Genomic DNA, 13,077 nt, shown 5'->3' with positions numbered 1-13,077 from the left:
CTACAGTAGCGGGCGTAACTCGCGCGCCGCTTCAAACAACAGCGGCAGCATGTCGTGCTGCATGGCCTGGAGCGACAGACGATTGTGCGAGGCCACCACATTCAGTGCCGCAACCGTCATACCCTGCGTGTTGCGCAGCGGCACGGCCAGTGCGTGCACGCCCAGTTCGTGCTCTTCGCTACTGAGGCAAAAGTCCTGTTTGCGCACGGTGTCGATGACGCCACGAAAAACCTTGGGTTCGGTCGTCGTCAGCGGGGTCAACCGTGCCAGCGTGCGTCCCTTCATCCACACGCTGAAGTCGGCCTTTGTCTTGGCGGCCAGCAGCACGCGCCCGGTCGATGTGGCGTGGGCCGGCAGGCGTGCGCCCATGTGCAGGCCGTATGCAATCACCCGGCTGCCCGGTGGCGCGGCATTGCTGCGGTCATTGCCGCTGCGCGCCACGATGACCACTTCGTCCCCATCCAGCACCACGGCCGAGAACGACTCCTGCGCCTGCACGGCCAGCCGGGTCAGCGTCGGCTGTATCGCGCGCGGCAGGCGGCTGGATGCCAGGTAGCTACCCGAAAAACGCAGCACCTTGGCAGACAGCCAGAAGTGGCTGCCGTCCGTTTCCAGGTAGCCCAGGTGCGCCAACGTCAGCAGGTGGCGTCGGGCGGCGGCGCGGGTGATGCCGGCTCGCTGCGCGGCCAACGTGGCGTTCAGGCGCTGGCGTTCGGTGTCAAAGCTCTCCAGCACCGCCATGCCCTTGGCCATGCCTTCAATGAAATCCGCTTTGGCGATGATCATGCGGCGTGCCCTGTTCGATTGCGCGGTGATCGCGCAGCGCGTGCAATGATCGCACAAACCTTGTGTCAGTGGAGCGTCAAGACGTGGCGCAGCGCCTAAGCTGGTGCGATACACCACAGGAGCCACCACCGTGTCCACGCGAACCCAAGTTGCCATCATCGGCGCTGGCCCCTCGGGCCTGTTGCTGGGCCAACTTCTGTCCAAAGCCGGCATACACAACACCATCATTGAGCGCCAGAGCGGCGACTATGTGTTGACCCGCATCCGAGCGGGCATCCTGGAGCAGGTGACGACCGACCTGGTGGATGAAGCCGGCGTCGGCGCGCGCATGCACCGCGAGGGCCTGGCGCACGGCGGCTTTGACATGCTGTTTGCCAACCAGCGCCACCGTATCGATTTGCAGAAGCTGACAGGTGGCAAAAGCGTCATGGTCTACGGCCAGACTGAGTTGACCCGCGATCTGATGGAAGCACGCGCGGCGGCAGACTTGCCCACCGTGTACGAGGCCCGCAACGTGGCCGTGCACGACTTCGGCAGCAAGCAGCCGCGCGTGACGTATGAGAAAGACGGACAGCAGTTTGATGTCCGATGCGACTTCATTGCCGGTTGCGACGGTTTCCACGGCGTGTGCCGTGCCAGCGTGCCGGAGTCCTCCATGCAGCAATTCGAAAAGGCCTACCCCTTTGGCTGGCTGGGCGTGTTGTCCGATACACCACCGGTGCATGATGAACTGATTTATGTGAACAGCTCGCGCGGGTTTGCGCTGTGTTCGCAACGCAGCCAAAGCCGCAGTCGCTATTACCTTCAGGTGCCACTGACCGATAAGTTGGAGGCTTGGAGCGACAACGCTTTCTGGCACGAGTTGCGCATGCGGCTCGACCCGCAAGGTCGTGAAGAATTGCTCACCGGTCCAGCCATAGAAAAAAGCATCGCACCGCTTCGGAGTTTCATCACCGAGCCCATGCGCTTTGGCCGGCTGTTTCTGGCCGGCGACGCCGCCCACATCGTGCCGCCCACGGGCGCCAAGGGGTTAAATCTGGCCGCGACCGATGTGAAGTTTTTGTCGCAGGCCTTCATCGATTTCTACCAAGACAAGTCGGAGGCGGGCATCGACGGCTACTCGGCGCGCTGCCTTAAGCGCATCTGGCGCGGTGAACGTTTCTCGTGGTGGTTCACGCAGTTGATGCACCGTTTCCCCAATGAAGGCGCGATGGGCGCACGCTTCCAGCAAGCCGAACTGGAGTATCTTGTACACAGCGAAGCCGGTGCCAAGACGATCGCAGAAAACTATGTCGGCCTGCCGCTGGACTTTGGCGATGCCCGGCCGGTAGCGTAGCCCTCAGGTAGTCCGTACTGGTCCATTCCGTGCTAGGGTGCGGCCGGCGTTGTGCGATACCGCCACTGGACATGCAGCGTCAGGTGCTGACCTGGTTGCAACACCTGGAGGCCGGGCTTACCCGGCATATGGAATGCATCTATGGGGTGTGTTATCGGTTCAAAACAAAACGCGGGGCCGACGGGTGGACGGTATAGCAGGCAAAAGCCGTCGTCCTGACCGCGGTCATGGGTTGCGGGCACGCGCATCTCCAGTTGCAGTTGATGCTCTGGCCAGTCTATGCGGCCCAGGCCGGACCAGCCGGTAAAAGCGTTGTCTACCAGGGGGCCGTTGACGTCCAGTCCGCTGTTCAGGTCCCAGGTGGCAGGTAAGTCGGTGGTGTGAACGGTGGGCAATGGGTCGGCACCGCTAAGCCAAACACCTTGCACGGCCGCCTGCAACCGGGTTTGTGGTGTGCGCAAAAACCAAGGGTGCAGACCCAGGCCATAGGGCAGCGGAGATTCCCCGAGGTGGGTCACACGGACCGATTGGTTGAGCCCACCTTCGACCAGCTGGAAGGTTTGCTCGGCGCGGTAGTGGTAGGGGTTTCCGTCAAATCGGTGAGACTCCAGCGCCATCACCAGCGTGTCCTGATCGGGCTGGGTCAGGGCCCAGGGCTGCAGCCAGCCGTCGCCGTGGATGGGGTAGGGTTCACCCACGCGGTTGGGCGCCATGGCGTGGAATTGCGCGGCGTGTTCAAAGCCACCGCCGCTGATGCGGTTGGACCAGGGCAGCATCGCAAACGAGGCCAGCGAATACCGGTCTGGGTTGTGACCATCCCAGGGGCGCCACAGGTCCAGCACGCTACCGCTACCACGCTCCAGTTGCCAAGCTGCAACACCACCGCCCAGGCTCGGCACAAGGCCCAAGCGTTGACCGGCATGGCGGAGCCAGAGGATGGGATGCTGGGGCGAAGTCATTGAAAGGGCCTAATCGCTAAAGGTGGGGATAAAAGGGCAGGAACCGCCGTTACCCCGCAAAAACGTGCGCGGGCAGACCGGGACTGTCCACCTCCACACAAAACAGACCACCGGCCAGCGGCTGGGCCGCCAATTGCGCGGGACTCAGTCCGAAGCAGGCACTGCTGATGAACAGGGTTTTGAGGTCAGCGCCACCAAACGCACAGTTGGTGATGTGGCTGGTCGGCAGCGTGATGCGGGCCAGCTCCGCGGCGCTGTGCGGGTCGTGGCAGGTGACGCAGGCGGCGCCCCAGTGGGCGATCCACAGGCGGCCGGCGGCATCGGTGGTCATGCCATCGGGGTAGCCATCGTTCTGTGCAAACTGCAGCCATAGCCGGGGCTCACCCAGTGAGCCACTGGCGGGGTCAAAGTCAAAGGCGTTCACCCTGCCTTGCACCGTGTCGTTGAAGTACATCGTGCGGCCGTCGAGCGACCATGTGGGGCCATTGGTGACGGTGTAGCCATCCACCATGCGGTTGCACTGGCCTGCGGGGGTGAACTGGTACAGCGCGCCGCTGGGCAGCTTGCAATCAAAGTCCATGGTGCCGCCCCAGAAGCGGCCCTGTGCATCGCACTTGCCGTCGTTGAAGCGGTTGCCGTCGCGCTCGGGCTCGGGTTGGTGCAGGCGCTCCAGAGCATGCGTATCCAGGTCGAAAAATGCAAAGCCCTGGCGCAGCGTGACGAATAGCCCCGGCGCTGCAGCGCGTTCGGCCACCGCAGAAATTTCTTCGTCAAACGACCAACTGTCCCGCGTTTGCGTAGCCGGGTGGTAGCGGTGCAGTTGATGGCCCAGAATGTCCACCCAGTACAGCGCTTGCTGGCGCTGCGACCACACGGTGCCCTCACCCAGCACCGCCCCGCCGGTCCAGACGCATCGTGGTTCGCCCAGCATGCGTGGGGCAGTCGTGGCAGATGGGCTGGCCATGGTGGGTATGGTGTGTGGCCGGCCGCTCAATGCGATTCGCGTGGAACTGCCGCGCCGGAGCCGCCAACCAAAAAGTCCAGATCGGCCCCCAGGTGGGCTTGCTGCACATGGTCCACATACAGTTTCTGGTAGCCGCGTGTCGGGTGCACCGGAGGCTTCCAGCTCAGGCGTCTGCGGGCCAGTTCTTCTTCCGACACTTCCAGGTGCAGCCTGCGACCGGCTACGTCGAGTTCGATCATGTCGCCGTTTTGCACCAGGGCCAAAGGCCCGCCCGCGGCCGCCTCGGGTGAGGTGTGCAGCACCACGGTGCCGTAGGCGGTGCCGCTCATGCGGCCGTCGCTGATGCGCACCATGTCGGTAATGCCCTTTTGCAAAATCTTCGGGGGCAGCGGCATATTGCCCACTTCCGCCATGCCGGGGTAGCCTTTGGGGCCGCAGTTCTTCAGCACCATCACGCAGTGCTCGTCAATGTCGAGCTCGTCGCCGTCAATCCGGGCGTGGAAGTCTTCAATGTCTTCAAACACCACGGCCCGGCCGCGGTGTTGCAGCAGGTGGGCCGATGCGGCCGATGGCTTGATGACCGCGCCATCGGGGGCCAGGTTGCCGCGCAAGACCGCAATCCCGGCGTCTTTCATGAAGGGGGCGTCCGGTGTCATGATGACTTCGCGGTTGTAGCAGGGTGCGTTTTCAATGTTGTCGCCCAGGGTCTTTCCATTGGCGGTGAGGGCGCCCAGGTGCAACAGCGGCCGGATTTCGCGCAGGATGGCGGGCAGGCCACCGGCGTAGTAAAAATCTTCCATCAAGAATTTTCCGGACGGTTGCAGATTCAGCAGACAGGGCACTGCAGCGCCCAGACGGTCCCAATCCTCCAGGTCCAGTTTCACACCCATGCGCCCGGCAATGGCGATCAGGTGGATCACCGCATTGGTGGAGCCGCCGATCGCGGCATTGGTGCGAATGGCGTTTTCGAACGCCTCGCGGGTCAGGATCTTTGACATGCGCAGGTCTTCGTTGACCATCTCCACAATGCGCCGTCCGCTCATTTGCGCCAGGCGGTTGCGCCGCGTGTCGGGCGCGGGGATGGCGGCGTTTTCGGGCAGCGACATGCCCAGCGCCTCGACCATGCTGGCCATGGTGCTGGCCGTGCCCATGGTCATACAGCTGCCTTTGGAGCGGTGCATGTCGCACTCGGCCGCCGTGAAATCCTCTTGTGTCATCTCACCGGCACGCACCATCTCGCTCATCTGCCACACGCCGGTACCCGAGCCGATGTCCTTGCCGCGGAACTTGCCGTTGAGCATGGGTCCACCGGAGACACCAATGGTCGGCAGGTCGCAACTGGCCGCGCCCATCATCAGCGAGGGGGTGGTCTTGTCGCACCCCATCAACAACACGACACCGTCGATCGGGTTGCCGCGGATCGACTCTTCCACGTCCATACTGGCCAGGTTGCGAAACAGCATGGCGGTAGGGCGCATTTGCGTCTCGCCCAGCGACATCACCGGGAATTCAAGCGGAAAGCCGCCGGCCTCGTAGACGCCGCGTTTGACAAACTCGGCTAGCTCACGAAAGTGGCCATTGCAAGGGGTCAATTCGCTCCAGGTGTTGCAGATGCCGATAACGGGGCGGCCATCCAGCTCATCGTGTGGATAGCCCTGATTTTTGAGCCAGCTGCGGTGCATGAAGCCATCACGGTCGGTCTTGCCAAACCAGGCTTGGCTGCGGCGAAAGGGGTATTTTTTGGAGTCCATATTTTTCAGGATTCTTTCAGTGTGGATGGGCCCTGGGGGGCTTGACAAACCGCATCGTAGCAAGGCACAGTGATAATGAAAAATACTTAAATAGATATTTTCAATACCGAAATTGCAATACAACCAGGAATGAATGTGATGACTGCTTCCCAAAAATTGGCCTTGTTCCCCAGCTTGCGCGGTCAACGCGTGTTTGTCACCGGTGGCGGCACCGGGATTGGCGCGGCCATCGTGTCGGCTTTTGCCGAGCAGGGCGCCCAGGTCGCCTTCGTCGACGTGGCCGAGGCCGAAAGCGAAGCGCTGGCGCGGTCGCTGTCTGCCGCCGGGCATCCGGCGCCGTGGTGGCGTGTATGCGACGTGCGGGATGTGCCGGCACTGAAAGCCACGGTTGAGGCCGCTACCGAAGCGCTGGGCGATTTCTCAACCCTGGTCAACAACGTGGCGCGGGATGACCGCCATACGCTGGAATCGGTAACGCCCGAGTACTGGGATGAGCGCATGGCGGTCAACCAGCGCCCCGCCTTTTTTGCCATCCAGGCCATCGTGCCGGGCATGCGCCGTTTGGGCGGCGGTTCGGTCGTCAACATCGGTTCGACCGGTTGGCAATCCAAGGGCAGCGACTACCCCTGTTATGCCATCGCCAAGTCGTCGGTCAATGGTCTGACGCGGGGGCTGGCAGGCAGCCTGGGGCGCGACCGTATCCGGGTCAACACGGTGTCGCCGGGCTGGGTCATGACCGAGCGCCAGATCAAACTATGGCTCAATGCCGAGGGCGAAGAGTCGATCAAGCGCAACCAGTGTTTGCCCGACAAATTACAGCCCTCGGACGTGGCCCGCATGGTGCTGTTCCTGGCTTCGGACGATGCTGCCATGTGCACCGCCCAGGAGTTCAAGGTGGATGCTGGTTGGAACTAGTCAGCGTCGGCAGCCATATCCAGCTGCTTGCCGTAAACCGTGATCGCCGACGCCTTGAGCGCGTGTAGCATGACTTTGGCTGCGGGCGACAACAGGCGGTCACGGCGGGTGATGATGCCAAAGGCGTCCATTTGGCAGGGCAGTGCCATTGGCAATATGGCCAACAAGCCATGGTCCGCATAGTAGCGCGCAACATCAGTGGCCATCACGCTGAGCATGTCGCTTTGCTGCAACATTTTGGTGGTGAATAGCAATGCGGCGGTCTCTATGACATTGTTGGGAGCTCTAAATCCCTCTTCCTGAAACATCAGGTCAAAGCGGTGGCGCAGCACGCTACCGCTGGGCGGCACGATCCAGCCACACTCGACAACATCACCCAACGTGGGAGTGTGGCCCGTGAACAAGGGATGCCCCGGGCGCGCTACCGCGCACACCGGCTCGTCGGACAGCATCTCGTAGCGCAAGTCTGCTTTTTCGTGCTGTGCAAAGAGGCGCGCAATGAGGATGTCGAGCTTGCCCTGGTTCAGGCGTTCGATGAGGATGTCGCTGGTCTCGATTTGCAGGGCAATCTGCAGGTTGGCATGCTCCCGCTTGACCAGCGCAATCGCGGTGGGAAGCAGTGCTAGCCCGGGGGCGGTGATGGCGCCGATATTCACTTGGCCAAATTGCCCACTTTTCGCGGCCTGGAGTTCCTCATGGGCCTGGTTCAGGCTGCTCAGCGCCACCCGCGCGTGGCGAATCATGGTATCCCCGTACCAGGTGGGCCGCATGCCGCGGGGTAACCGCTCGAACAGGGACACCTCCAGTGCGTCTTCCAGATCCTTGAGCAACTTGGACGCCGCGGGCTGCGTCATATTGAGGACCTCTGCGGCCCTGTGAATATTGCCCTCTTCTGCGAGAGTGACCAGCAGCAGTAGCTGCCGGGTTTTGAGCCGTGCCCGGAGAAACCAATGGTTATAACTTGTCATATACGGGGTTTTTATGATTCTAATTTTGGCATCACAACTAGACTAAACAGTATTAGAAAATTATCACTCAAATCCGTATCATCAGGCCTCTTCGCCAAAAAGGCAAAGATGACTGAACTAAAAATCAATCCTTCTCAGGAGACAAAAACTTTGAAAGCACGTAGAACAACACTCAAGGCACTGGCCGCTGGCTTGGCGCTGGGCATGGCCTGTGTGGCACCCCTTGCCTTGGCGCAAGACAAAGGCACCGTTGGCGTCGCCATGCCAACCAAGAGTTCCACACGCTGGATCAGTGACGGCAACAGCATGGTCGCAGCCTTGGCCGCCAAGGGCTACAAAACCGATCTGCAATACGCCGACGACGACATCCCCAACCAATTGGCTCAGATTGAGAACATGATCACCAAGGGTGTGAAGGTTCTGGTGATTGCGGCCATTGACGGCAGCACGCTGTCCAATGCGCTGCAAAAGGCGGCAGACAAGGGTGTCAAGGTCGTGGCCTATGACCGCCTGATCGTCGGCAGCAAGAATGTGGATTACTACGCGACTTTTGATAATTTCCAGGTTGGTGTGCTGCAAGCACAATCGATCGAAAAAGCCCTGGGCCTCAAAGAGGGCAAGGGCCCGTTCAATATCGAGCTCTTCGGCGGTTCGGCTGATGACAACAATGCTTTCTTCTTCTACGACGGAGCCATGTCCGTGTTGCAGCCTTACATCGACAAAGGCAAACTCGTGGTGCAAAGCAAGCAGTTGGGCATGAACAAGGTGTCCACCTTGCGCTGGGATGGTGCGGTGGCCCAGGCCCGTATGGACAATTTGCTGAGTGCCTACTATGGCAAGGCGCGGGTGGACGCGGTGTTGTCCCCCTATGACGGGTTGAGTATTGGCATTCTGTCCTCGCTCAAAGGCGTGGGCTATGGCAGCGCCACACAACCGTATCCCTTTGTGAGTGGACAAGATGCCGAGGTGCCATCTGTTAAGTCCATCATTCGCAAGGAGCAGTACTCCACCGTCTTCAAAGACACCCGCGAACTGGCCAAGGTCACTGCCAATATGGTGGACGCCATGATGTCCGGCAAGACGGTTGAGATCAATGACACCAAGACCTACAACAACAAGGTCAAGGTTGTTCCCTCGTATCTGCTGAAGCCGGTCAGCGTCGACTTGTCCAACTACAAGACGGTTCTCGTAGGCAGCGGCTACATCAAAGAAGACCAGCTGAAGTAAGCGCCGGGGTTAGCCGCAGGGCATAGCCGCGGCAACCATCCAGCAAACCAAGCAACACCCGTAAGACAAGTCAGGGGACGGCGAAAACCGTCCTCCGGGGACACTCTTTCTCAAAATTTAACAAAAGCCCATCATGAAACTCACTATCTCCATCAGCGCCATTGCGCTGGCCACTGCACTGTGCGCTGCCAGTGCACACGCTGACGACGGTACATTCGAATTCCACGGCTACTCCCGCGGTGGCCCAGTGCTCAGCACCTCGGATGGTGTCAAGGGCCGCTTCCAGCTGGGCGGTGACACGCAAGGGTATCGCCTGGGCAACGAAGCCGACAACGGCATCGAAATCGACCTGATCAAGACTTTCAAGACCGACGCTGCCAACTACAAGGTGCAGTACATGCCGTCCAAATGGGGTAGTGGCAACGTCGGCACCGAACAGGCCTTTGTCGAAATCAGCGGCATGGGCTTTGCACCAAAGGCTAAGTTCTGGGTCGGCCAGCGCCGTCTGCGGATCCAGGATGTGCACATCATCGACTACTTCTTGCTGAACTACGGTGACAACCAGGGCGCTGGCGTGACCGACATTCCGATGGGTGGCGCGAAGCTGGGGCTGGGCGTGTTCACCGGGGACAAGTTTGATACCGCTGCTGTGGCAGGTGTCAACGCGACACGATTTAACGCCGACATTTCAGATATTAACGTCAACCCCGGCGGCAAGTTGCGTGTCCTGCTAACCGGCGTGAACGGTTCTGGCTTAGCGGACACCAGCACCGGTGCCGGTATCTCCGTGTCGCATAACCAGACCGATTTCATCACCAAGGGATTGAACAACGCGCTGTTTCTGCAAACATCCAGCGGCCACGCCCGCATCGACGGCGAGTTCCTGAACATCGACGGCGTGGCCGCTGGTCAGAAGGTTACCCGCATAGCAGACTCTTTGAGCTGGCAACTGGGCGCCTTCGGTGGCCAGACCCTATTGGCCTACCAGACCAACAAGGATGAAAAGACCGGCGTGGAGACCAAGGACACGTCCATCGGTGGCCGCATCTCTTACGCGTTCTCCAAGAACTTCAAGTTGTTGGTAGATGCAGCAACCACAACCCGCACAGGTGCTGGCCCGGATCAGCGTTTGGACAAGTTGACGATTGCGCCTACGCTATCGGTCGGTCCTGACTTTTACAGCCGCCCAGAATTGCGTTTCTATGTGACCATGGCGAACTGGAACGATGCGGCTGCAGCGGCCAATGCCAGCAGCTTTGGTGCTGGCGGCAAGACTGCGCGCACCGTAGCGGGCATCCAGTACGAGATCTGGTGGTAAATGTGACCCCTCCGGTCACCCACTGGGTGTGGCTCCCCCACGCGGGCGCCATTTGCCTCGGGGCGGCCCGGTAGCGAATGTATTGATTTAATCGGTTCTCTCGAGGGTTAGGTGTTTACAGGGCGGTCCTGCGGCCGCCCTTTTTTACGGATACTTGGGGCAATATGCTTGAGCCTATTCTTGAAATGCGGGGGATGAAGAAATCGTTTCACAGCGTTAAGGCGCTGAGCGATGTGAACCTGACGGTCCATGCGGGACAGATCCATGCCATCGTGGGTGAAAACGGGGCGGGCAAGTCCACGCTGATGAAAGTGCTGAGCGGTGTCTACCCGCACGGTGAATACGAAGGCGAGATCAAATTTCTGGGCCAAGAATGCCGGTTCAAGGGCATCTCCGACAGCGAAGCCAAAGGCATCATCATCATCCACCAGGAACTCGCCCTGGTGCCCTTGTTGTCGATTGCAGAAAACATATTCCTGGGGAATGAACCGTCGCGTTATGGCGTCATCGATTGGTCGGCTGCGTTTTTGAAGACACAGGCCTTGCTCAAAAAAGTGGGCTTGAAAGAATCCCCCGGAGCCCTGATTACCGACCTGGGCGTTGGCAAGCAGCAGCTCATCGAGATTGCCAAGGCGCTGTCCAAAGAGGTCAAGCTGCTGATACTGGACGAGCCCACCGCCAGCCTGAATGAAACCGATAGTGACGCCCTGCTGGAGCTGTTGCTGGAACTCAAGCGCCAGGGCATTGCCTGCATCCTGATATCGCACAAGCTCAACGAAATTTCTAAAGTGGCGGATGCCATTACCGTGCTGCGCGATGGGACCACGGTGGCCTCGCTGGATTGCGCAGGCGGGGTTATCAGCGAAGACCGCGTCATCCAGCACATGGTGGGGCGCGAAATGGCAGACCGTTATCCCAAGCGCACACCCCATATCGGCGAAGAAGTTTTCGAGGTCAAAGATTGGAGGGTGCACCATGCTGTGCACGCGGATCGACTGCTGATCAAGGGCGTCAACCTGCACGTCAAGCGCGGTGAAATCGTGGGCATTGCCGGGCTCATGGGCGCGGGCCGCACCGAGCTGGCGATGAGCATTTTTGGCCGAACCTACGGCCAAGGCATTAGCGGCCAGGTCTTCTTGCATGGCAAGGAGATTGACACCAGTACGGTGCAAAAGGCCATCAACCACGGCATTGCCTATGTGACCGAAGACCGCAAAGGCTACGGCCTGGTGCTGGACGAAACCATCGCCTGGAACACCACGCTGGCCAATCTGGAGGCGGTGTCGCGCCATGGCGTGATTGATGAAGGCCGTGAATTTGCAGTGGCCGAAGACTACCGCCGCAAGCTCAACATCCGCAGCCCGGATGTGTCGGCACGCACCATCAACCTGTCGGGCGGCAACCAGCAAAAAGTAGTCTTGAGCAAGTGGCTGTTTTCCAACCCCGAGGTTTTGATTCTGGATGAACCCACGCGTGGCATTGACGTGGGCGCCAAGTACGAGATCTACACCATCATCGCGCAGTTGGCTGCCGAGGGTAAGTGTGTGCTGATGATCTCGTCCGAAATGCCCGAACTGCTGGGCATGTGTGACCGCATCTGCGTGCTGAACGAGGGCCGGTTTGTGGCCGAGTTCTCCGCCGCAGAGGCAACCCAAGAAAAAATTATGCGTTCTATCGTGACATCAGGAGTGAATTGACATGGCGGGCTTTCTCAAAAACAACTTGCGTGAATATGGTTTGTTGATGTCCCTGGTCGCCATCATGGTGTTTTTTCAGGTGATGACCAACGGCACGCTGTTCCAACCCCTGAATCTGACCAATCTGATTCTGCAAAACAGCTACATCATCGTCATGGCGCTGGGCATGCTGCTGGTGATCGTAGCCGGGCATATCGACCTGTCGGTGGGGTCTGTCAGCGGGTTCGTGGGCGCCGTGGCCGCCGTGCTGATGGTTGAATACAAGCTGCATTTTGTGCCCGCCGCCCTGATCTGCTTGACGTTGGGTGCGGTCATCGGTGCGGCTCAAGGTTATTGGGTGGCATTCCACAAAATTCCCTCGTTTATCGTCACTCTGGCCGGCATGCTGGTGTTCAAGGGGCTGGCGCTGGCCGTGCTGGGTGGGGCATCTGTGGGGCCGTTCCCCCAAGAGTTCCAACTGCTGAGCACCGGTTTCATTCCAGACCCCTTTGCCGGAGAGAGCCTGCGTATTGCGTCGCTGGTGGTCGGGCTGCTGATGGCGTTGGTGCTGCTGGTCGTCAAGGTGCGGGGCCGGGCCGAGCGCATAAAGCACGGCATGGACAACGAGCCCTATGCCTTCTTCATCGTCAAGAACCTGGTGTTTGCCGCCATGATCGCGGCCTTCAGCTACCTGCTGTCCACCTACAAGGGCTTGCCCAACGTGCTGATCGTCATGTTGCTGCTGATGCTGGTCTACGATTTTGTAACCTCCAGGACCACGATTGGGCGGCGTATTTATGCGCTGGGCGGCAACGAGAAGGCGGCGCGCCTGTCGGGCATCAAGACCGAGCGCCTGGCCTTCTACACCTTCATCAACATGGGTGTGCTGGCGGCGCTGGCCGGTCTTATCTTTGCGGCGCGCCTGAATACGGCAACACCCAAGGCCGGCCTCGGCTTCGAGCTGGACGTGATTGCTGCCTGTTTCATTGGCGGTGCGTCGGCATCGGGTGGCGTGGGCAAGGTGTTGGGTGCTGTCATTGGCGCCTTCATCATGGGCGTCATGAACAACGGCATGTCCATCATGGGCATTGGCATCGATTACCAGCAGGTTATCAAAGGCCTGGTTTTGCTGGCAGCCGTGTGTGTCGATGTGTACAACAAAAACAAATAGGAAAGA

The 13,077-nt window shown here is 60.0% G+C and carries 11 protein-coding genes; 6 read left to right on the top strand and 5 right to left on the bottom strand.

What is annotated here, in order from left to right:
- A complete protein-coding gene (locus AC097P_RS20600; protein WP_479612307.1) occupies window positions 1-786 on the bottom strand; it encodes an IclR family transcriptional regulator domain-containing protein in 786 nt (261 codons plus the stop codon).
- A 130-nt stretch (window positions 787-916) separates the two neighbouring features.
- Between AC097P_RS20600 and pobA the strand changes: the two genes are divergently transcribed.
- The gene (gene pobA / locus AC097P_RS20595; protein WP_479612306.1) at window positions 917-2,122 is read left to right on the top strand and encodes a 4-hydroxybenzoate 3-monooxygenase; all 1,206 of its coding nucleotides are present in this window, start codon (window positions 917-919) and stop codon (window positions 2,120-2,122) included.
- 32 nt (window positions 2,123-2,154) lie between these two features.
- Here the strand turns inward: pobA and AC097P_RS20590 are convergent, their stop codons facing one another.
- Genes AC097P_RS20590 through AC097P_RS20580 form a run of 3 tightly spaced genes read right to left on the bottom strand, consistent with a single transcriptional unit; the run spans window position 2,155 to window position 5,796 of the window.
- Complete coding sequence (locus AC097P_RS20590; RefSeq protein WP_479612305.1) at window positions 2,155-3,081, bottom strand: aldose 1-epimerase; 927 nt, start codon at window positions 3,079-3,081, stop codon at window positions 2,155-2,157.
- A 49-nt stretch (window positions 3,082-3,130) separates the two neighbouring features.
- Complete coding sequence (locus tag AC097P_RS20585; RefSeq protein ID WP_479612304.1) at window positions 3,131-4,045, bottom strand: SMP-30/gluconolactonase/LRE family protein; 915 nt, start codon at window positions 4,043-4,045, stop codon at window positions 3,131-3,133.
- A gap of 26 nt (window positions 4,046-4,071) precedes the next feature.
- Window positions 4,072-5,796 (bottom strand): IlvD/Edd family dehydratase, encoded by a 1,725-nt coding sequence (locus tag AC097P_RS20580; RefSeq protein WP_479612303.1) that lies wholly within the window; start codon window positions 5,794-5,796, stop codon window positions 4,072-4,074.
- 138 nt (window positions 5,797-5,934) lie between these two features.
- On the opposite strand from AC097P_RS20580, the gene AC097P_RS20575 reads away from it, so the two are divergent.
- The gene (locus tag AC097P_RS20575) at window positions 5,935-6,711 is read left to right on the top strand and encodes an SDR family NAD(P)-dependent oxidoreductase (protein ID WP_479612302.1); all 777 of its coding nucleotides are present in this window, start codon (window positions 5,935-5,937) and stop codon (window positions 6,709-6,711) included.
- Here the strand turns inward: AC097P_RS20575 and AC097P_RS20570 are convergent.
- Window positions 6,708-7,679, bottom strand: a complete 972-nt coding sequence (locus AC097P_RS20570; RefSeq protein ID WP_479612301.1) for a LysR substrate-binding domain-containing protein — start codon at window positions 7,677-7,679, stop codon at window positions 6,708-6,710. The two genes, AC097P_RS20575 and AC097P_RS20570, sit on opposite strands and share 4 nt — an antisense overlap.
- A 204-nt stretch (window positions 7,680-7,883) precedes the next feature.
- On the opposite strand from AC097P_RS20570, the gene chvE reads away from it, so the two are divergent.
- The 4 genes from chvE (at window position 7,884) to mmsB (ending at window position 13,071) form a co-directional block, all read left to right on the top strand.
- The gene (chvE, locus tag AC097P_RS20565) at window positions 7,884-8,906 is read left to right on the top strand and encodes a multiple monosaccharide ABC transporter substrate-binding protein (RefSeq protein ID WP_479612333.1); all 1,023 of its coding nucleotides are present in this window, start codon (window positions 7,884-7,886) and stop codon (window positions 8,904-8,906) included.
- Window positions 8,907-9,039: 133 nt separating this feature from the next.
- Window positions 9,040-10,224 (top strand): carbohydrate porin, encoded by a 1,185-nt coding sequence (locus AC097P_RS20560; protein WP_479612300.1) that lies wholly within the window; start codon window positions 9,040-9,042, stop codon window positions 10,222-10,224.
- A gap of 164 nt (window positions 10,225-10,388) precedes the next feature.
- Window positions 10,389-11,921: a multiple monosaccharide ABC transporter ATP-binding protein gene (gene mmsA / locus AC097P_RS20555; protein ID WP_479612299.1), complete on the top strand. Its 1,533-nt coding sequence runs from the start codon at window positions 10,389-10,391 to the stop codon at window positions 11,919-11,921.
- 1 nt (window position 11,922) lies between these two features.
- The gene (mmsB, locus tag AC097P_RS20550) at window positions 11,923-13,071 is read left to right on the top strand and encodes a multiple monosaccharide ABC transporter permease (protein ID WP_479612298.1); all 1,149 of its coding nucleotides are present in this window, start codon (window positions 11,923-11,925) and stop codon (window positions 13,069-13,071) included.
- Window positions 13,072-13,077: the final 6 nt, after the last annotated feature.

It is taken from the genome of Rhodoferax sp. ZS1R8, from assembly GCF_056521325.1.
The sequence above is the reverse complement of the archived record's forward strand: the minus strand, read 5'-3'. Positions and strand labels throughout refer to the sequence as shown.